The 18,484-nt window shown below is 63.2% G+C and carries 21 protein-coding genes, 1 tRNA gene and 1 pseudogene; 7 read left to right on the top strand and 16 right to left on the bottom strand.

What is annotated here, in order from left to right; all coding sequences use genetic code 11:
- Positions 1-98 precede the first annotated feature (98 nt).
- Positions 99-437 (top strand): HNH endonuclease, encoded by a 339-nt coding sequence (locus ABIB28_RS03285; protein WP_354286376.1) that lies wholly within the window; start codon positions 99-101, stop codon positions 435-437.
- A gap of 371 nt (positions 438-808) precedes the next feature.
- Here ABIB28_RS03285 and ABIB28_RS03280 read toward each other — a convergent pair.
- Positions 809-883, bottom strand: a tRNA-Val gene (locus ABIB28_RS03280).
- Positions 884-964: 81 nt separating this feature from the next.
- Complete coding sequence (cpdR, locus tag ABIB28_RS03275) at positions 965-1,342, bottom strand: cell cycle two-component system response regulator CpdR (RefSeq protein WP_133190186.1); 378 nt, start codon at positions 1,340-1,342, stop codon at positions 965-967.
- A 111-nt stretch (positions 1,343-1,453) separates the two neighbouring features.
- Here cpdR and ABIB28_RS03270 point away from each other — a divergent pair, with 111 nt between their 5' ends.
- On the top strand, positions 1,454-2,302 hold the full coding sequence (locus ABIB28_RS03270) for an N-formylglutamate amidohydrolase (protein WP_189677164.1): 849 nt from the start codon (positions 1,454-1,456) through the stop codon (positions 2,300-2,302).
- A 169-nt stretch (positions 2,303-2,471) separates the two neighbouring features.
- Here ABIB28_RS03270 and ABIB28_RS03265 read toward each other — a convergent pair whose 3' ends face one another.
- The 3 genes from ABIB28_RS03265 to ABIB28_RS03255 are packed head-to-tail and all read right to left on the bottom strand — an operon-like array spanning position 2,472 to position 5,334.
- Entirely contained in the window at positions 2,472-3,047 is a 576-nt protein-coding gene (locus tag ABIB28_RS03265) for a cytochrome b (protein WP_354286374.1), read from the bottom strand.
- Positions 3,047-3,817: a SapC family protein gene (locus ABIB28_RS03260; protein WP_133190192.1), complete on the bottom strand. Its 771-nt coding sequence runs from the start codon at positions 3,815-3,817 to the stop codon at positions 3,047-3,049. Before ABIB28_RS03260 ends, ABIB28_RS03265 begins: the two co-directional genes overlap by 1 nt.
- A gap of 59 nt (positions 3,818-3,876) precedes the next feature.
- Positions 3,877-5,334 carry an FAD-binding oxidoreductase gene (locus tag ABIB28_RS03255; protein WP_502958215.1) on the bottom strand — a complete coding sequence of 486 codons (1,458 nt, stop codon included), beginning with the start codon at positions 5,332-5,334 and terminating at the stop codon, positions 3,877-3,879.
- Between the two features lie 85 nt (positions 5,335-5,419).
- Here ABIB28_RS03255 and ABIB28_RS03250 point away from each other — a divergent pair, with 85 nt between their 5' ends.
- Positions 5,420-5,875, top strand: a complete 456-nt coding sequence (locus ABIB28_RS03250) for a hypothetical protein (RefSeq protein WP_354286370.1) — start codon at positions 5,420-5,422, stop codon at positions 5,873-5,875.
- 99 nt (positions 5,876-5,974) lie between these two features.
- Positions 5,975-7,612: a DEAD/DEAH box helicase gene (locus tag ABIB28_RS03245; protein ID WP_354286369.1), complete on the top strand. Its 1,638-nt coding sequence runs from the start codon at positions 5,975-5,977 to the stop codon at positions 7,610-7,612.
- Positions 7,613-7,872: 260 nt separating this feature from the next.
- Here ABIB28_RS03245 and ABIB28_RS03240 read toward each other — a convergent pair whose 3' ends face one another.
- The 8 genes and pseudogenes from ABIB28_RS03240 to ABIB28_RS03205 all read right to left on the bottom strand — a co-directional run bounded on the left by ABIB28_RS03240 (position 7,873) and on the right by ABIB28_RS03205 (position 13,498).
- The gene (locus tag ABIB28_RS03240) at positions 7,873-8,496 is read right to left on the bottom strand and encodes a glutathione S-transferase family protein (protein ID WP_354286367.1); all 624 of its coding nucleotides are present in this window, start codon (positions 8,494-8,496) and stop codon (positions 7,873-7,875) included.
- Positions 8,497-8,560: 64 nt separating this feature from the next.
- A complete protein-coding gene (locus tag ABIB28_RS03235; RefSeq protein ID WP_354286365.1) occupies positions 8,561-9,433 on the bottom strand; it encodes a dienelactone hydrolase family protein in 873 nt (290 codons plus the stop codon).
- A 99-nt stretch (positions 9,434-9,532) separates the two neighbouring features.
- The gene (locus tag ABIB28_RS03230; protein ID WP_354286363.1) at positions 9,533-10,600 is read right to left on the bottom strand and encodes an MBL fold metallo-hydrolase; all 1,068 of its coding nucleotides are present in this window, start codon (positions 10,598-10,600) and stop codon (positions 9,533-9,535) included.
- Between the two features lie 44 nt (positions 10,601-10,644).
- Positions 10,645-11,301 (bottom strand): HAD hydrolase-like protein, encoded by a 657-nt coding sequence (locus ABIB28_RS03225; RefSeq protein WP_354286361.1) that lies wholly within the window; start codon positions 11,299-11,301, stop codon positions 10,645-10,647.
- A 9-nt stretch (positions 11,302-11,310) separates the two neighbouring features.
- Positions 11,311-11,781, bottom strand: a complete 471-nt coding sequence (locus ABIB28_RS03220; RefSeq protein WP_354286359.1) for an EF-hand domain-containing protein — start codon at positions 11,779-11,781, stop codon at positions 11,311-11,313.
- A pseudogene (locus ABIB28_RS03215) lies at positions 11,778-11,930 on the bottom strand (S-adenosylmethionine:tRNA ribosyltransferase-isomerase); the annotation flags it as partial. The pseudogene ABIB28_RS03215 and the gene ABIB28_RS03220, both read right to left, overlap by 4 nt.
- A 721-nt stretch (positions 11,931-12,651) precedes the next feature.
- Positions 12,652-12,810 carry a hypothetical protein gene (locus ABIB28_RS03210; protein ID WP_354286357.1) on the bottom strand — a complete coding sequence of 53 codons (159 nt, stop codon included), beginning with the start codon at positions 12,808-12,810 and terminating at the stop codon, positions 12,652-12,654.
- A gap of 310 nt (positions 12,811-13,120) precedes the next feature.
- Complete coding sequence (locus tag ABIB28_RS03205) at positions 13,121-13,498, bottom strand: hypothetical protein (protein ID WP_354286355.1); 378 nt, start codon at positions 13,496-13,498, stop codon at positions 13,121-13,123.
- A gap of 234 nt (positions 13,499-13,732) precedes the next feature.
- On the opposite strand from ABIB28_RS03205, the gene ABIB28_RS03200 reads away from it, so the two are divergent.
- Positions 13,733-14,284, top strand: coding sequence for a phosphatase PAP2 family protein (locus tag ABIB28_RS03200; protein ID WP_354286353.1), 552 nt, complete (start codon positions 13,733-13,735; stop codon positions 14,282-14,284).
- Positions 14,285-14,962: 678 nt separating this feature from the next.
- On the opposite strand, the gene ABIB28_RS03195 is transcribed toward ABIB28_RS03200, so the two are convergent.
- The gene (locus tag ABIB28_RS03195) at positions 14,963-15,274 is read right to left on the bottom strand and encodes a hypothetical protein (protein ID WP_354286351.1); all 312 of its coding nucleotides are present in this window, start codon (positions 15,272-15,274) and stop codon (positions 14,963-14,965) included.
- Between the two features lie 202 nt (positions 15,275-15,476).
- On the opposite strand from ABIB28_RS03195, the gene ABIB28_RS03190 reads away from it, so the two are divergent.
- Together ABIB28_RS03190 and ABIB28_RS03185 are read left to right on the top strand one after the other, a co-directional pair.
- Positions 15,477-15,743, top strand: coding sequence for a hypothetical protein (locus ABIB28_RS03190; protein WP_354286350.1), 267 nt, complete (start codon positions 15,477-15,479; stop codon positions 15,741-15,743).
- Between the two features lie 121 nt (positions 15,744-15,864).
- A complete protein-coding gene (locus ABIB28_RS03185) occupies positions 15,865-16,362 on the top strand; it encodes a Ros/MucR family transcriptional regulator (protein WP_354286348.1) in 498 nt (165 codons plus the stop codon).
- A gap of 227 nt (positions 16,363-16,589) precedes the next feature.
- Here the strand turns inward: ABIB28_RS03185 and ABIB28_RS03180 are convergent, their stop codons facing one another.
- Both ABIB28_RS03180 and ABIB28_RS03175 read right to left on the bottom strand, forming a co-directional pair.
- Positions 16,590-16,823, bottom strand: a complete 234-nt coding sequence (locus ABIB28_RS03180; protein ID WP_354286346.1) for a DUF6894 family protein — start codon at positions 16,821-16,823, stop codon at positions 16,590-16,592.
- A gap of 401 nt (positions 16,824-17,224) precedes the next feature.
- The coding region (locus ABIB28_RS03175) for a site-specific integrase (RefSeq protein WP_354286344.1) at positions 17,225-18,484 on the bottom strand (1,260 nt) is incomplete at its 5' end.

Raw genomic sequence — 18,484 nt, 5'->3', positions numbered from 1 at the left:
CGACTATAACGATCGATTGAGCGGCTATGCGAGCGTCTCATCAAAGCGATCCCGGGACGCACCCTCGAAAGTGCGCGCCGAACCACCATATGCCGGGCATGGGCGGTCGCGTGAAACGGATAGCTGGGCTCGCGGAGGTTGCCGCAAGAACGGCGACACAGCCCGAAGATGCGCGCTGCGCGTTATGCGGCCGGCCTCTCGGACACCGCGTGGAGCGACATCACGGTGTTCCCAAGAGCGAGGGAGGCACGACGACCGTGCCAGTGCATCCGATCTGCCACCGTACCATCCATGCCTTCGTGACGAACCGTGAACTGGCTTCGGCCTATGGTTCGATGGAGCTGTTGCGCGAACGTGATGATATACGGCACTATCTTCGCTGGATCGCCGGAAAACCCGCCGATTTCCGCGCCCCTACACGGCGACGCAGCGCATAACGACGACTACGGACACCGGCCGAGCCTGCCGTTTGCCTCCAGCGCGCGCGCCAAGGCGCCGAGCGCCGGAAGCGTCGTGGCGTCGATGTCGCCCTCATGCGGTGCCCGCCACAGCGCGTCGGGATCGAACGATGCATCGTCGGACAGCCGTCTGTCTGCGCGCGGCTCGATCCCGGTCCGACCCAGGCACCGCTGAGCGACCGCAGGAGCTGGCAACGTTGCAACCGGCGCGCCGTGCTGCTCCGCTAAGGCTCGGTTGGGGCGACGACGTTTGCAGTCGAGATGACTTTGCTGCACCGCAAGCGGCCCCGCTTCTCAAGCAACCAGCAACAAAAAAGCCCGCCAACTCACTGAGTTTGGCGGGCTTTTAATGGTGGGCGTGGCAAGGATTGAACTTGCGACCCCTGCGATGTCAACACAGTGCTCTACCACTGAGCTACACGCCCACTTCGCTGCGGCAGTGCCTAGCGAGGGGCGGGCTGTAGCGAAGCCTTTGCCCGGGCGCAAGCACTTGCAGTGCGGAAAAATCAGATATTGTCGCTCATTCGTTCGAGCTCGAACATGCGGTCGACCTCCAGCACCAGATCGCGCAGGTGGAACGGCTTCGACAGCACGCGCGCCTGCGGCATGGTCTTGCCGGCCTTGAGCGTCACCGCGGCGAATCCGGTGATGAACATCACGCGCAAGTCGGGCGCGAGATCGGCGGCCTTCTGCGCGAGTTCAATGCCGTCCATCTCGGGCATCACGATGTCGGTGAGCAACAGGTCGAAATGCTGGCTTTCGAGCAGCGGGATCGCCGCGGTCCCGCGGTCGACCGCGGCGACGGCATAGCCCGAGCGTTCGAGCGCACGCGTCAGATATTCGCGCATCACGCGATCATCCTCGGCGAGCAAAATGCGTATCATGTCCAAAATCCCGCTTCGCGGCCGCGCCGCTTCCGTACCGCGCGATCCTATGCGCACAGGCCTTAACATTTTCCAGCCGGATCGGCGCGGGCTTATGGTAGGTATTGTCCCATGGCTTCCCTACCGCCTTCGTTCGAGCGCTATGGCGACGATCCGCCCGCCAGCCCGGTCGTGCTGTCGGTGCCGCATGCCGGCCGCGACTATCCGGTGGCGCTGCAGGCCGCGCTGCGCGTGCCGTTAAATGCGGTGACGGTGCTCGAGGACCGCTACATCGATGCGGTCGCGCTCGCCGCGCATGCGCGCGAGACGATGTTCATCCAGCGCCGCGCACGCGCCTGGATCGACCTCAACCGCTCGGAGCAGGAACGCGATCCGATGATCGACGAGGGCGCGACCTGGACGTCGCAGCCGCTCGCCACCGCCAAGCTGCGCGGCGGGCTCGGGCTGATCCCGCGGCGCGTCGCAGGGGCGGGCGAACTGTGGCGGCGGCGGCTCGATGGCTATGACGTGGCGGCGCGGATCCGCGACGATCATCGCCCGTATCACGCAGCACTCGCAACGGCACTGGCGGCGGCACGCGCCCGCTTCGGGGTGGCCATTCTGCTCGACGTCCATTCGATGCCGACGCTGGGCGCTGGTGCGCCGCGAATCGTGCTGGGCGACCGCTTCGGGCGCAGTGCAGCATCCCGCTTCGTCGCGGTGGCAGAGGAGACGGCGAAAGCGTCGGGCCATGCCGTCGCGCGCAATGCGCCGTATGCCGGCGGGCATATCCTCGACACGCAGGCCCGCCCCGGTGCGGGGGTCCATGCTTTGCAGATCGAATTCGACCGGACGCTGTATCTCGATGCGGCAGGAGATCAGCCCGGCGACGGCATGCCCGCGATCGCACGGCTGCTCCGCGCGATCATCGACGCGCTCGCGGACGAAGCGACCGCCGGGCTGGCGCTCGCTGCGGAATAAAAAAACCACCGCGTGCAATGCAGCACGCGGTGGCCAAGGTTCAGGGAGGAGGCGCCCTGAAAGGGCGCCGCGCGGTCCCGCGAAAGGGGGGAACACGGGTCCGCGTACGAGGGATATAGGTTGACGCTTTTCGGCCTTCAAGGGCAAAAGTTTCGCCGGCAACAGTTCGTCAGAATTCGGCGCGATCGCGCTTTCGCACGCCCGGCAGCATCCGCGCGAGCACGCCGTTACGTAGCAGGAAATGATGCCGCAGCGCGGCAGCGACATGCACGACAACGAGCGCGGCCATCGCATATCCAAGGACCGAATGCGCCGCGTCGCCGACCGCAGCGGTCTGCGCCGAGACGGGCAGACGGGGTACGTCGAACAGCGCGAACCAGCGCAGCGGATAGCGCGCTTCGCGCCCCGCCGAGCCCATCGCCCAGCCCGACAGCGGGAGCGCGAGGAGCAGCGCGTAGAAGGCGACGTGGCTCGCCCGCGCCGCCGCGCGCTCCCATGTCGACAAGGTCGCAGGCAGCCGCGGCGGGCGATGCGTCAGCCGCCAGGAGATCCGTGCCAGCGTCAGCGCCAGCACGGTGAGCCCGATCGACTTGTGCAGCGGGATCGCGCCCGCGACCCCGTCGAGCAGCGATTCGTGCAGCAGCCCGATCGCCAGATTGACCCCGATCAGCGCGGCGATGATCCAGTGAAACCAGATCGCGCCGCGCGAATAGCGATCGATCCGAACGATCGCGCTGCGCGCCATCAGTTGACGAGCTGCGGCACCGGTGCCTTGCCGAGCTTGACCTGCCGATCGAAGATCTGCGGCAACGTCGAGAGCGAGAAGAGGTGAGCGTAGATCAGCGGGAGCAGGCCCGACTTCTGGATCTTGCGCAGCTGGTCGCCGCGCAGCTCGTTGAGCTTCTCTTCATTGACCATCTGGAAGCCGCGGTAGATGAACGGCTGCTCGTTGCCCTCGACCTGCAGCGTGACTTCGCCTTCCATCAGCAAGCCCATCTCGCGCAGTTCGGACATGAAGTTGGCGGTGCGTGCGCCGGCCTGCTCGAACTGCTCGTTGAAGCCCAGGATGTTCTGGACGACTTCGGTCGGCTTGCCGTCGGCGAACAGCGCCTCGCCATCGTCGAACGCGCCGATCGCCTCGCCGGTCGGATCGAAGCAGAGCGACAGTTCCTCGGCGTCGGGACGCAGCCGCGCGAGCATGAAGGGATAGCGGCGGACATAGGCCGGGACATAGACCGTATCTTCGGTCAGCTTGCCGTCGTCGCCGATGAAGACGTTGACGCCTTCGTTGAGGCCCATCAGCGCGATCGGGATCGCATCGTCGCCGCTGGTGAAGACGATTGGCAACGTGCGCTGCGCCATCACGAATTCGTCGACGGTGATCGGAATGGCGTGCTGGCCGACGAGGAAGGTCGCGCGGTCGAGCATGCGCATCTTGAAGGCGGCATGCGTCTCGCTCGAAAGCGGCTCGAGCGCGTTGTAGAAGAGCGGAAGCGATTGCGGCGCGCTGGCCATCGGGATTCTCCATCGAACGTCAAAGCGCTGCGGTTTGCTACGCCGGATGGCCGCTGGCTCTATGGTGCAGGAGGGCTTTCCGCAAGGCCGAGCAGTTTATCGGGGTTCATCAACCCATAAGGATCGAGTCCCGCCTTGATCGCACGAAGCGCGGCCATGCGCGCGGGCGAGGACAGGCGCGCGAGTTCGGCGCGCTTCATCTGGCCGATGCCGTGCTCGGCCGAGATCGATCCGCCCGCCGCGACGACAAGATCGTGGACGAAGCGCGTGACCCCCGGCGCATCCTCGGCATACCAGCGCGCGGGGTCGACCCCGGCGGGCGCGCGGACGTGGAAATGGACGTTGCCATCGCCGAGATGGCCAAAGGCGGTGGCGTGGCTCCCGGGAAAGCGCGCCTCGGCGGCGGCGGCGGCCTCGACCATGAAGCGCGGCATGCTTGCGACGGGGACCGAGATATCGTGCTGCATCGCAGGGCCACTGGCGCGTTCGGCCTCGGACAGCGAATCGCGAATCCGCCAGAACGCCTCGGCCTGCGCCTCCGATGCGGCGATCGTCGCATCGGCGGCTTGCCCATCGGCGAGCGCCGGGGCGAGCAGGCGCTCGAGCAGCGCCGCGGGCGACTCGGCGGCAGGATCGGTCGCGACCGATTCGATCAGCACGTGCCAGCGATGCGTGGTCGCGAGTGGTGCGCGCGTACCCGGGATATGCGTGAGCACTTGCGCGAGCGAATCGCCCGAGACGATCTCGAAGCTCTCGATCGTATCGGTCTGCCGTTCGAGCCGGCGCAGCAAGGCGAGCGCGGTTTCGGGGTCGGCGAGCCCGACCCAGGCGACGGCGCGCTGCGCGATCGCCGGATACAGGCGGAGCGTGACCGCGGTGAGGATGCCGAGCGTCCCCTCGGCGCCGATCAGCAGATGATCGAGATCATAGCCGCGATTGTCCTTTTTCAACGCGGCAAGACCGTCATGGATTTCGCCGTTCGGCAACACCGCCTCGACGCCTGCGACGAGCCCACGCATCGTCCCGAAGCGCAGCACTTGCGTGCCGCCGGCATTGGTCGAGGCGAGCCCGCCGATCGTCGCGCTTCCGCGGGCGCCGAGCGTCAGCGGGAAGCGCATCCCCTCCGCCTCGGCCGCGGCATGGAGATTGGCGAGGATCACGCCTGCCTCGGCGACCGCGAGCCCGGCGGCAGGGTCGATCGAGCGAATCCGGTTCATCCGCCGCAACGAGACGATCACCGCCGAACCGTCGGCGGGCGGCGTCGCGCCACCGACCATCGAGGTGTTCCCGCCTTGTGGTACGAGCGGAACGCCGTGTTCGGCGGCGAGCCGCATCACCGTCGCGACCGCCGCGGTGCTGTCGGGCGAAAGGATCGCGGGGCTGCGGCCGTGATAGCGTCCGCGCCAGTCGTCGAGCCACGGCGCGATGTCGCCCGGATCGGTCGTCACCGCAGCGTCGCCAAGCGCGGCACGCACGGCGTCGATGAGGCTGGTCTGGCGCGGACTGGGCTGTATCATGGTCATATCGCTGCCTCTATCACCGCCCTTCGCACGCCGCCAATTCATCCGCTGTTCAAGCCTATAGGGTAACCCCGCGTCCCCAATGCCGAACCTGGTCCTTCCCCTCACCGTGTTGCTTGCGCTCGCCCCGGCTGCTTCGGCCGAGATGGGGCCGTTCGACCGTGTCGAACTGGCGCAATTGTCGATCCACCAGCGCATCGTGATTCGCATCCCGCGCGTTTTCGGGCGGCGCGCCGAGGAGCGTTCGGAGTTTGCCGAGCAGCGCTGGGTCACCAAGAAGGGCCCGAAATGCGTGCCGATGGGGGCGATCGAAGGCGCAGTCATCACTGGCAGCGACAGCGTCGATCTGCTCGTCGCCGATGGTACGCGGTTGCGCGCGGAGTTCGACGACGATTGCCCGGCGCTCGATTTCTATTCGGGATTGTACGTGAAAGGCACGTCGGATGCGATGGTCTGCGCCGACCGCGACTCGATTCGCTCGCGCTCGGGCAGCGCGTGCAAAATCGAGCGTTTCCGGCGGCTCGTCGCCAAGCGATGAGGCTTGCGATGCCCTTTTTCTTGACATTCGCGGCTTAATCCGCAAGCGCTTTGCCCTGTTCGTGGGCGCTTTCGCCCCGGCGCTTTTTCCGGACACCGCATGACTTTTGCCGATCTCGGCCTTTCCGACGAACTCCAGCGCGCCGTCAACGAGTCGGGCTATACCGAGCCGACTCCGATCCAGGCCAGCGCGATCCCCTCGATCCTGATGGGCAAGGACCTCGTTGCCGTCGCGCAGACGGGCACCGGCAAGACCGCCGCCTTCGTGCTGCCGATGATCGACATCCTCGGCGAAGGCCGCAGCCGCGCCCGCATGCCGCGCACGCTGATCCTCGAGCCGACGCGCGAACTCGCCGCGCAAGTCGCCGAGAATTTCGAGAAATACGGCAAGTATCACAAGCTCTCGATGGCGCTGCTGATCGGCGGCGTGTCGATGGGCGACCAGACCGCCGCGCTCGAAAAGGGCGTCGACGTCCTGATCGCGACGCCGGGCCGGCTGATGGATCTGTTCGGGCGCGGCAAGATTCTGCTGACCGGCTGTTCGATGCTGGTGATCGACGAGGCCGACCGGATGCTCGACATGGGGTTCATCCCCGACATCGAGGAAATCTGCACCAAGCTGCCAAAGACGCGGCAGACCTTGCTCTTCTCGGCGACGATGCCGCCGCCGATCAAGAAGCTCGCCGACAAGTTCCTCGACAATCCCAAGACGATCGAAGTCGCGCGCCCCGCGACCGCCAACGTCAACATCAAGCAGTGGCTGGTGCACGTCACCGCCGCCAAGAAGCGCGACAAATTGATCGAGCTGCTGCGCCAGGAAGACGTCAAGACCGGGATCATCTTCTCGAACCGCAAGACCACGGTGCGCGAGCTTAACAAGGCGCTCCAGCGCGCCGGCTTCGCGTCGAGCGAGATCCATGGCGACATGGAGCAATCGCAGCGGATCGCCGAGCTCGACCGCTTCAAGAAGGGCGAGGTCAGCATCCTCGTCGCGTCCGACGTGGCGGCACGCGGGATCGACGTGAAGGGCGTGAGCCACGTCTTCAACTTCGATGCGCCATGGCATCCCGACGACTATGTCCACCGCATCGGCCGCACCGGCCGCGCCGGTGCGACGGGGATCGCGTTTACCTTCGCGACGCCCGATGACGTCGAGAACATCCAGAATATCGAGAAGCTGACCGGCTTGAAGATCGAGCGCTATGAAGCGGGCGAAGCACCGGTCGTCGCGTCCGACGACGCCGAAGCGCCGCGCGCGGCGACCAAGGCGCGGCGTCGCCCCAAGGCGGCTGCGAAGCCCGAGGCCGCACCCGCCGAGGTCGAGACGGCGGTCGAGTCCGAGCGCCCGGCCCGCGCTCCGCGCGACGAACGCGCGCCGCGGGCGGAACGTCCTGCGCGTGAGGAGCGGCCTGCTCGCGAGGAACGGCCCGCACGCGAGGAGCGACCTGCCCGCGAAGAGCGTCCGGCTCGTGAAGAACGACCTGCTCGCGCGGAACGCCCAGCTCGTGACGAGCGTCCGGCTCGTGACGAACGCCCTGCGCGTGAGGAGCGCGCCCCGCGCGACGACCGTTCGGCCCGCGACACGCGACAGCAGCGCGATACGCGCCCGACCCGCGAGAGCGACGCGCCGCGCGCCGAGGTTCCCAACCAGATCGCGCCGATCGATGCCGTCGACGACGGCGGTTGGAACGGCCCGATGCCGGCATTCCTGCTCGCCAAGCTGACACTGACCGAGTGAGCCTGCGGATCGCTGGGTAAGCGGCGGCGGCTGCCGCTTCGGGCGGGCTGTCGACGCTGTTCTATGCGACGGTGTCGGAGCCGACGCGGCCTATACTTTTACCATCGTCAATCCTCCCACTGAACAGGGGAGCGGGACTCTGCGCATCGAGCGGGGGGAGGCTCCACGCCAGCGGATCGCTTGTGGCCGCCCCATTCCACCACCCCGGCGTGCAGAAGGCTCGTGGCCCCCCCTCCCCGCTAGGCGAGGAAGGAATTGGGTTACCCTGCCGCCGCCGCCTGCGCGATCAGCGCATCGTCGATCTCGCCAGCGCGCTTGTACGCCGGGCGGCTGAGGATCCGGCCGAGATAGTCCTCGAACGCCGCGCGCTTCGGCAGTGAACCGAACATCACGCCCCACGCGACTTGCGATCCGGCATAGACATCGGCCGCGCTGAAGCTTTCCCCAGCAATGTACGGATTGGCCGACACCGCTTTCTCCAGCACATCGACCGTCAGATCGAAATGACCATAGCCCGCCATCCGTTGCTGATCATCGGTCGGCGTCACGCCGAGCGACTTGTTGGTCACGGCATGCTCGACCGGCCCCGCCGCAAAAAACAGCCAGCGATAATAATCGGCGCGCTCGCTGAGCGGCGGTGCGAGCCCGGCTTCGGGAAAGGCGTCGGCGAGATAGGCGCAGATCGCCGCCCCCTCGGTCAACACATGTCCGTCGTGGACGATCGCGGGCACCTTCCCCATCGGATTGATTGACCGATACGCCTCGCCCTTCATCGTCGTCGCATAATCGAGCACGACCGTTTCATACGGCGCGCCGACCTCCTCGAGCATCCAGCGCGCGATCCGCCCGCGCGACATCGGGTTGGTATAGAAGGTTAGCGCCATAATCGGTCTCCGAATCGGTCAGCAAGAACAATAGAAGAACATTACTGAGCCGAAGCGTCAATCCTCAGAGGGACTTGGCGAAGAGCGCCAGCATCCGCGCCCACGCCTTGTCGGCCTGCGCTGCATTGTAGACCTTGCTGTCGGGCGGGGTCCAACCGTGCATCGTGCCGGTATAGACCTCGATCTCGGCGGGCAGCTTGGCTGCGGCAAACGCGGTGCGCAGCGTGTCCTTGGCAGCGGGATCACGTGCGTCGTCATTCGCAGCGATCGCGACGAGGTAGCTCGCCTTCATCTTGGGGATCAGCAGATGCGGGCTGTCGGGCTTGTCGGTGGCGAGCCCGCCGCCGTGGAAGCTCGCGCCCGCGCGGACTCGTGTCGGGTTGGCGGCCGCGGTGCGCATCACCATCGGGCCGCCCATGCAATAGCCAGTGGTCGCGAGACCCTTGCCGCGGTCGACCTGCTTCTGCGCGTCGAGCCAGGCGGTGAAGGCGAGCGCGTCGCGCGTCGTGCCGTCGGTGCTGAGCGCCTGGACATAGGGCATGATTTTCGCGCGCACTTCGGGCTGCCCGAAATCCTCGCCCGGCGCGATGATCGGCGATTTCACCGAGCGGTAGAATTGGTTGACGACCAGAACTGCATAGCCCGATTGCGCGAGCCGATCGGCCATCTGCCGGAACGCCGGGCGCAACCCCATGATGTCGGGCCAGACGAGCACGCCGGGCGCCTTGCCGGTCGCGGGTGCGACGAAATAGGCGTCGGCTTTGCCGTCGGGCGTGTCGATCACGACGTCGCGGCCGAGGATCTTGGCGGCGTTGGCCGGCGCCGGGAGCAGCATCGCGAGCCCGGCCGCACCGGCGATCGTGGCAAAGCCGCGGCGGGTGAGCGACGGATCGGCGAGATGCGCGTCATTCTCGGCCACGGTGAAATCGTCACACATCGGTCTCTCTCCTCGCGAATCGCCATTGAGGCGTTTGCCGCACCATAGGGAAATTTTTCGCGACGGATATCCTGCCGATCCTCGACGATCCCGGGGACGCTAGACCGCGCGCCACCACCACACGCCGTCCTCGACCGCGCGCACCGCCCGCCCCTCGACCTCGAGCCGCCGCACGTGCGCGAGCGCCTCGCCCGTCGCCATGCCGAGCATGTCGGGACCGATCGCACGGCGAAACAGCCGCCCGAAACAGTCGATCGCGCGTTTGGGCTCGGCGAGGAACACCTCGAGCTCGTCGAGCCGTTCGCGATGTTCGCGGTCCATCGCGTCGAGCCGCGCGTGCAGCCCGGTGAACGGGTCGCCATGCCCGGGCAGGACGAGCAGATCGTCGGGCAATTGCTTGAGCCGCGCGATCGATTCGAACCATTCGCCGAGCGGATCGGCAGCGGGCTCGGTCACGCCGAGCGAGATGTTGGGGCTGATCCGCGGCAACACTTGGTCGCCCGCGATCAGCACCTTGGCCGCAGGATCGTAGAGGCAGGCGTGTTCGGGGCTGTGTCCCGATCCGACGACGATCTGCCACTCGGTTTGCCCGATCCGCAGCGTGTCGCCATGCTGGATCCGCGTGTAGCCGAGCGGCAACGGCGTGACGATCCGGCGGAACCCAGCCCAGCCGCGTTCGCACGCATGCGCGATTTGCGCATCGTCCCATCCAGCGCCGCGCCAGAAGGCGAGCATCTCGTCGGGCACCGCGTCGCGCGCGTCGGCCACCAGCATCCGCGCGGTGAGCCACTCGCCGCGCGTCATCACGAGCGGGCAGCCATGCTTGTCGCACATCCAGCCGGCGAGCCCGATATGGTCGGGGTGGAAATGCGTGCCGATCATTTGCGTCACGCGCACGCCGGCGAGAGGCCCTTTCGACAGCGCCTTCCAGGCATCGCGCGCCTCGGTCGTGTTCATCCCCGTATCGACCAGCGCAACGCCGCCATCGTCATCGAGCAGCCAGCAATTGACGTGCTTGAGCGGCCCGGGAACGTGCAGCCGGACCCAGCCAATGCCGGGTGCCACTGGCATCACGTCGTGCGCGTCAGGCTCGGCGCCGCCGAACGGATAGGTCAGCCCCTTGTGGCTGGTCGGGGCGAACGCGGGGGTGATGGGTGCGGTGGACATGGCACGGGGTAGCGCGATGGCGCCGCCGAAGTCACGCGTTTCCGCTATGCGGCGAGCGCGGCGCCCTCGCCCAGCACATGGCGCAGCACGTGGTCGGGTGTTTCGAACAGCATATCGGGCTCAAGCCGCGTCAGTACGTCGCGATTGGCATAGCCCCACAGCACGGCGCCCGAGCAGATCCCGACCTTCTTCGCCGCAACGACATCGCGCGTCTCGTCGCCGATCGAAATCGCCTCGCTCTGCGCGATGTCGCATTTGCGCAATACGCGACGATAGCGCCGCGCTTTGCCGAACAGCGACGCGCCACATTCGAACCGCTCGATCAACGCGGCATTGGCAGGGCCCAGAATGGCGCGGGCATTGTCCTCGGCATTCGACGTGACGAGTGCAATCCGCACGCCGCTCGCCGCCAATTGCTGGAGCAACGCCGGGATCCCGTCGAACAGCGCGATACGATCGGTCTGTTGGGCGAGCAGGTCGTGTGTATAGCGGCCGATCGCAGGCAGCTTCCAGCGCGGGATGCCGAGATGGCGGATCACTTCGCTCGACGTCTTGCCGCGCAGCAATTCGACCTCGTCTGCGGCGACCTTACGAAACTTGAAGCGCTCGGCGAGGTGGTCGGCGATCGACAGGAACCAGTCCGCGCTATCGGCCAGAGTCCCGTCGAAATCGAAGATCACGAGACGATAGCGCGGCGACATCGGGCGATCTCAGCGCCGGCCGCGACGTTTGCCGCCATCGCCGTCCTGCGGGACGGCGGCGCTGCGGATCGTCACCAGTTCAGAGCGAGTTACGACGCCATCCTTGTCGAGATCGAAGCGGTCGAACAGCACGCCGAATTGCGCCTGGAGTTCGGCGAGGGTGATGCGGTTGTCGGTGTCGGCATCGACTTGATACGGGCTCGGCAGCGCGTTGCGGTCGCCGAGCCATTTCTGCGCCCAATCGCTATAGCCGATATAGCCAGCCGATCCGGCGGGGTTCGGCCCGGCATCGACGAAACTGCGCGCGACGCAGGCGGTCAACTCGGCGCGCGTCGTGCGCGCATCACCATTGGCGTCGCAGGCGGCGATGAACAGCGCGGCGGGTTCGGCGACGATCGTCGCGCCCGGCTGGCGCGGCGGAACCGGCGCTGCCGGCGGCGGCACCTGCGCAGCGAGCGCGAGCAGCAGAATCAGACTCATGCACGCACCCCCCTGTCTGGCAGCAGCAGACTGGCGTCACCGTAGCTGTAGAAACGGTATCCGTCTGCAATGGCATGCGCATAGGCGGCCTGCATCGTATCGGTGCCCATCAACGCACTGACCAGCATGAACAGATTTAGATTAGCTAGCATATTTGCTTATATCCTTCAGTGCTTTAGGCTGCTTTTAGAGCGGCATTTCACCTACCACCCATCGACGTCCCAAACCCGCTTGTCTCTGCGAGTCACCGCGTTGCCTTTTGAAAGAACGTTGGTCCAATACATTTGCAGGAGGCGGCCTGCCACCGTCCCAGCACAACGGCTTGTGCAAGGTCGAAACCTACCCCTTTCGGCGCCTGCTATCGCGGTCTCAGGACGGTGCCCAAGGTCGATCGGCAGCGGTCGAACTGAGAGGCGAACAGGCTGCAAACGACCACTTGCGAACATTCGCGAAATGGCGCTCATGGCTAACTAAGCCTAGGGCTGGAGCACCTTCGTGACACATTTGCCCTTACGCGATCATCTCCAATGTCTGGCCAAGGCCATTGCGATGGACGCTATGGCCGCAGTTGCCGTCCCGCGTGAGCACCGAGTACGATACGCTGCCTTGGCCGCTGATTGGCGCGCCCTTGCCGCAATCGATCAGGTTGACGACGGCTTACGTGCAGTTCTCGAACAGATAAGTCGTCAGTATCGTCAATAGACCACCAGTTTTGCCATCCGTCCCTCCGGCGCATTGCGATACGCCCCGAAAGCGGAGCGGCTATCTGGTGGAAATGCGGTCACACTCCCAAACAACATTGGAAATGCTTTACGAGCCAGCTTGCGAGATGTTCGACCCATCTGCCGAGGGCCTATATATGTGTTTGACCTACAGGGTTTGCGATTTTAGGACGGATATTCTGGCGGCATAGCAGTCCGCCATACCGAGGTGCGCACGCTGCACCGCAATATCTCCCGGCACTGCTGCCGACTCGCGGGATTGTCGCTCTCGCACCACCAGGAATGCCATATCTTCAATTTCGGCCATGTTGGTCCTCCACGTGCAAGCGGGAGCCAGCCTTTGCCCTCGGTCGCCACCCTGCTCGCGGCATGATCGGTGGCGATGTCTTACCATACCACAAAAAGGCCCAACTAGTTAGGCAGCATTCCTAGCTTGCTTCGGAAAGGCGAACGACTGCTCTCTACCAAATATTCACGTTTGGGCGTCGATCCAGCGCGTGGTTCCCTTGAAAGCTGACCGGCAGCTATTGGGCTAGAAAGCGGCCACGCCGAAATCGACCAATTGCGGGCATCGCGAACGTAACTAGAATGAAGCTATTGGCACACGCTATAACCGCTTAAGATGACATCAGGTCATTCGCCGTCAGCCAGTCGAGAGCGGCGGCACGCCCCTTGAACACGCACATGTTCGGGCGGTTCTCGGAGATTCGCAGGGCTTGCCGACGGGCCAAGACCCCTTCGGTGTACAACGCGACACGCCGGTGAACCATTGCGGGATGTTCCGCCAAAGCTTTCATGGCAGCAACAACCTCTTGGGTTTGTATCTTCGCATCGGTGAAGTCGTAGAGAGTTGCGGGCGGCCGATCGCCGACCGGAAAATTGGCAATCGCTGCACGAAGTTCGTCCACGAACACGCTAAATTCGTCCATCGAGCACAAGCCAATCAGCTTTACTTCGATGAAATGCAATTTTTCGTGTTTGATGATTATGTGCAACGACGCCTCCCGCTGAGGACACCGATAAAGCACTGTGATGTATAAATGGTTTATTATACCAGACTGGTGTCTAACCATCAATTATTGCCGTTCGAGAAACGCCAGCGTGACCGCAGGTGTTGAAAACCGACAGGCAGCTGGCAGGGGGGAAGCGGACGGGCAGGAAACGCCCAATTTCAGACATTCCGCTTCTTCCAGATGGAAACGCCCGGCTCGCTGGTTTAGGGGGGCAGAATGCATAGTCTCGATGCTTCCGCGACCCAATCGATCAACGGTCTTTCTGGGCACAGCGCCACGCTCGATTATTTGCTAATCCACGTTTCTGCGTGGGGCGTTCCGGCATTGGTGCTTGCGGTTGCAGCGCAATGGTGGTTGCCCGGTGATCGTTCGCGCAATCGCCATATCCTAATCGCGAGCGGGCTTTCGTTTGGATTGGCGCTTGCCCTCAATCAGGTCATTTTGCTGTTCGTGCACCGGATTAGGCCATACGATGCTGGCCTTACGCGCCTATTGATTGAACGAAGCGGCGATCCGTCATTTCCGTCTGATCACGCAACAGCCACGGTCGCGATAGCCGGAGCGTTCTTTTTACACCACGCGCCAATACGGGGGCTGATATTCGCGATAGCGGCAGGCATCGTATGTTTCTCGCGCGTCTATATTGGCACCCATTATGTAGGCGATGTGCTGGGCGGCGCAGTGACGGGCACCTTGGGGGCTATCGTCGCGATGATTCTCTATCGGCCAAAGACTCGACTGGACCGCGTCCTGACAGGGATATTTTAGCGAAAGGCCAAGACTACGATCCAAGCTTGGAGGATTAGGTTCTATGTCCGCTCCACCAGTTCTCGTCGCTGCACACAACACGGCAAAGCCATTGTTCACGACACCGGAATGTCGGCTATCGAAAACGAAATGATTTAATGGCAGCCGCTCAAAGCACGACTTTTGTCAGCGCCGCCTAATTGCTACAGGTCTGAATGACGATCTGCAGCGACCGCTTCGGCAGCCTCCTTTCGCATCGGCAACGCCCATAGAATTTGGTTGCGCAGAAGAGCTTCGAGGTCTTCAGCACCGATAGCGTGAGCAGTGGCCCGTTTACGAAGTAGGGTCGCGAGCAAGGCCTCACGACTGTCCGGCGCACGGACGTTTCTTCGTCCACGGTCGAGCGCTTGCGAGAATTTTACCGAGAGGGAAGTCATAATGGACACGCCTTTAACACAGGTCTGCGCCATCGCACGCCCAACTGCGCTGTGGGAATACCAAACGCACTTAGCGGGGCGTTAGCCTTATTGCGAATCTTCGCCGTTACCTGGTCGCCATAACGCAATCTTGCCCAAGAAGGAGAGGACGGTTGTAGAGCGTTGAAGCAGTAGGTCTGCAATCGCTCACCGTCGCGGGCCATTGAACCCTAGAGACTAGCCCCGGCCCTTCCGTCGAACAGAAGAGCCGAGGCAATTCCAATTAGCAGCCGTTGACGTGGCGCGAGTGCGTCTTGTCAAAGTGACGACCAAGCAGGCCGCCGCCGACGCCGCCAGCGATCGTGCCGAGAGTGCCGCCGCCGAGCGCGTTACCAAGAAGTGCACCACCGACACCCCCCGCTATCGTTCCAACAGCTCCGTTGCCGCCGCCACATGGGTGACGATGATAGTTGCCATGGCCATAATACACGCGATGATGATTGCGATGGTAGCGTTGCGCCGATGCAGCGGTAGGAACCACGGCAGGTGCCGCGGTCATTGTGATCATCGCGATTAATACGATTTTGCTTTTCATCGTTGGCTCCGTGCGCGTGCCTGCTGCGCCACGATGGCGAGCGTCCGGCCTTGGCATACTACTGCGCATAGCCGTCGAGTGGCGAAATAGCGAACGGCAGCCATCCACCAAGATACGCCGTTCGCACGTTTGAGATTCATGCCCTCAGGCCGAAGTTGGCGGAGCCATCATACCGCGCTAATCTGACGGTGAGGAGAGCAACGTGCCCGATCGCGAGCCAAATCTAATCACGTCCAGTTTGTCGCGAGAAGTGAGTCGCGATGGCGTGAGCGTCCGAGTTGAGATCTATAGGCTTGAGGATCGCCCTGGCTGGTCGCTTGAGGTTGTAAACGACAAGGGCACATCAATGGTCTGGGACGAACAGTTCGACACCGATGATGGAGCCGATGCAGCATTCCTTGAGACCGTGGCGGCGGAGGGCATGATTGTTTTCCTGGACAGCGCAACGGTCATTCCATTTCGCCGTTAAATACCGGCTATCCGCCTTCTGGTATGCTTTTTCGCATCAAAATAGCGGACGCCTCGTACCTGCTATGCAAAGAGTGATTTACGGATTTTTTTGCTAATCTCACCTCGGAAGGAAAACCAAATTGACTGACCAAACTACGAACACCGTTGAACTTGCTACAGAATTGACGATGGCATGGCTGTCAAATCCGAATACGCGCACGTCGGCAGAGGATGTTCCGGCATTCTTGAAATCGATGTATGAAGCAGTGATCAACCTTTCGACCCCGCCGGTCGAAGCACCCGCTGAGGAGGCGGCTCCTGAATTTGCTGGCGCGGTCACTGTTCGAAAATCGCTGGCAAATCCCGACGTCATTATCTCGATGATCGACGGCAAGCGGTACAAAACATTGACCCGACATCTCTCAACCAACGGTCTGACGCCTGCGGAATATCGTGCCCGCTACGGATTGAAGCCCGATTATCCCATGACCGCGCCGTCCTACTCGGCAATGCGTCGTGATATGGCGAAGAAGATCGGCCTCGGTCGAAAGCCGGGTCAGAAAGCGCCTGCTAAGGCCGAGGCTTCGGTATCGGAGCCAAAGCGTGGTCGGCCTGCGAAGGTGGTCAATCCTTCTTGAAGCGACAGGCGGGCGGACGTGCTGGCCATGTTCGCTGCCGATCGCTCGATCGGTCGATGTGGCTGATCATCATTTATTGGCCGAAAGCAGACACGTATCAAACGACGCGCGTTCTGACCTCCTCTCGGTCGGCTCGCCGCGAATCGGGTTGCGTAGGCGACGACGACCAAAAGCGGACGGTGCGCTCGCCCCAAGTTTCGGTCGTTCAATTTCTCGATCTGCTATTTTTAATGCAGCGTGACAACATCGGCAAACGCCGTTGTCGCAACAGCTGCTCGTGTCTCGTCGGCAATCTCGATTGACCACCCAAGAGGCACCCTACCCATCTTCGCCTCTTCCCCGATGATCTCCCGGGCCATCCTCATCGAGCGAAAAATTGCTGTCTCAAGGTCAGGTAGCTCGGAACCCTCCTCATCTGGGAGGGGATCAGCATCCGAAATCAGCTTAAAAAAATACAGCATCCGCAGTTTATAGAGGCAATAGGCTGCCGAATCCCTCAGCTCGGTTAGCTCTGATGTCCTTGCTTTATGTCAGCCCGGGCCTTGTGGAAAACCAGACAAGCAACCGAGTTGTTAACTGCCTCGGGTTTGTTGGAGGCTTATTTTGAGGGATGTGGTCAACACGCTTGAGCATGTTGCTCCATGGTAGGCCGCAATTGCGGCCTCCCTGCTCCTGGGGTTTGGTCTGAGAGATTTCCAGAGGCAGGGAGACGCTGGACGAGCAACCCGGCATGAGATCCGCCAATATCGCGTCGCGCCGCTGTGGCCTTACGCGAAACGCCGTTACGACAGAAGCGGATTGGCGATGTTGCGTGAGGAGCGGCCGATGCCCCGAACACCGGCCGCCCACATCTATTAAATCGCTATGCCGCAGCCACCTCTATTGGTTGCGCCCAGGTCGTGCCCGTGACCAGCGACGCAGCGTTGACCGCGTTTAACAAGGTCTCGTTCGAGAGATGAGCATAGCGCTCGGTCGTCTTGGCTTGTGCGTGCCCAAGAACCTTGCCGACAACGTAGAGCGACTGCCCCGCGTTCACCATATTGCTCGCGGCCGAATGTCGCAGATCGTGCATGCGAATATCGGGTAGGTGAGCTTCCCGTCGCGCAGTATCCCAAGCGTTAAACACCGACGTGTACGGCTCAAGGGTCGCCGGATTGGGCAAGACCCACGGACAGTCCTTGAAATGGCGAAGCGATGCGAAGACGTTGATCGCGTCATCGGACAGCGGGACGTGCCTTGCTTTACCGCTCTTGCTCGTGGGGATGCGCCACACCTTGCGCGCCAAATCGACCTGCTCCCATCGAGCGTCCAGCAGCTCGCGCTTGCGGCACCCGGTCAGCAGCAGCAACGCCACAATATGCTTCAGCTGAGTGTTCGAGCTGTTCTCGACCGCCGCCTGCAGCCGCTTCGTCTCAGCGGGGCTTAGAAAGCGTTCCTTGGCGTTGTTGCACTCGCGCTGCTTGACTCCCTCCAGGGGGTTCCGCTCGGAGCCGGGAAGACCCCACTTCTTGGCCATCCGCATCATGTGCGAGAGGATCACCTGCCACCGGTTGACCGTCGCCTGAGCATAGCCTTCCGCGACCTTGGAGGCGAGCCACTCCATGATCTCGGTCTGGTCGAGTTGGTCGAGGTGCAGCTTGCCGAAGCGCGGCAGCAGATGGAGACGCAGATAGCGTTCATCGATATCGTGTGAGCGCTTATAGGTACGGGCGTAGTCGAGATAACGCTTCGCCAACTCGGCGACGGTCGGCACAAGCCGCAGCTCCTTTCGCTCATCGGCAGGGTTTCGACCGGTGGTGACTTGAGATCGCACACGCTGCGCTATCTTCCTCGCCTCGGGGCAGGAGATGTCGGAGGGGATACCGATCTTGTACTGGCGTTGCCGCCCATGCTCATCGCGGTAGCGGAGCGCATAGGTCTTCCCGCCGCTGGCGCGAACTTCAAGTACGAAGCCTGAGATTGCGGTATCGTAGAAATCTATCTTCGACTTGCCCGGTGGGCAGGTCGCCGTGACAACAAAAGTAGAGTGTTGATTTCCACTGAGAGCTGACCCGGGAGGCGCATAATTTCCACTGAGAAGTGACCCATGTTTTGATCTTCCCCTGGCTGCCTGGTCGGGGGA

The organism is Sphingomonas sp. UYEF23 (assembly GCF_040546165.1).
GTDB lineage: Bacteria > Pseudomonadota > Alphaproteobacteria > Sphingomonadales > Sphingomonadaceae > Sphingomonas > Sphingomonas glacialis.
Note: the sequence above shows the minus strand (reverse complement) of the source record. Positions and strands in the feature narration are given on the sequence as shown.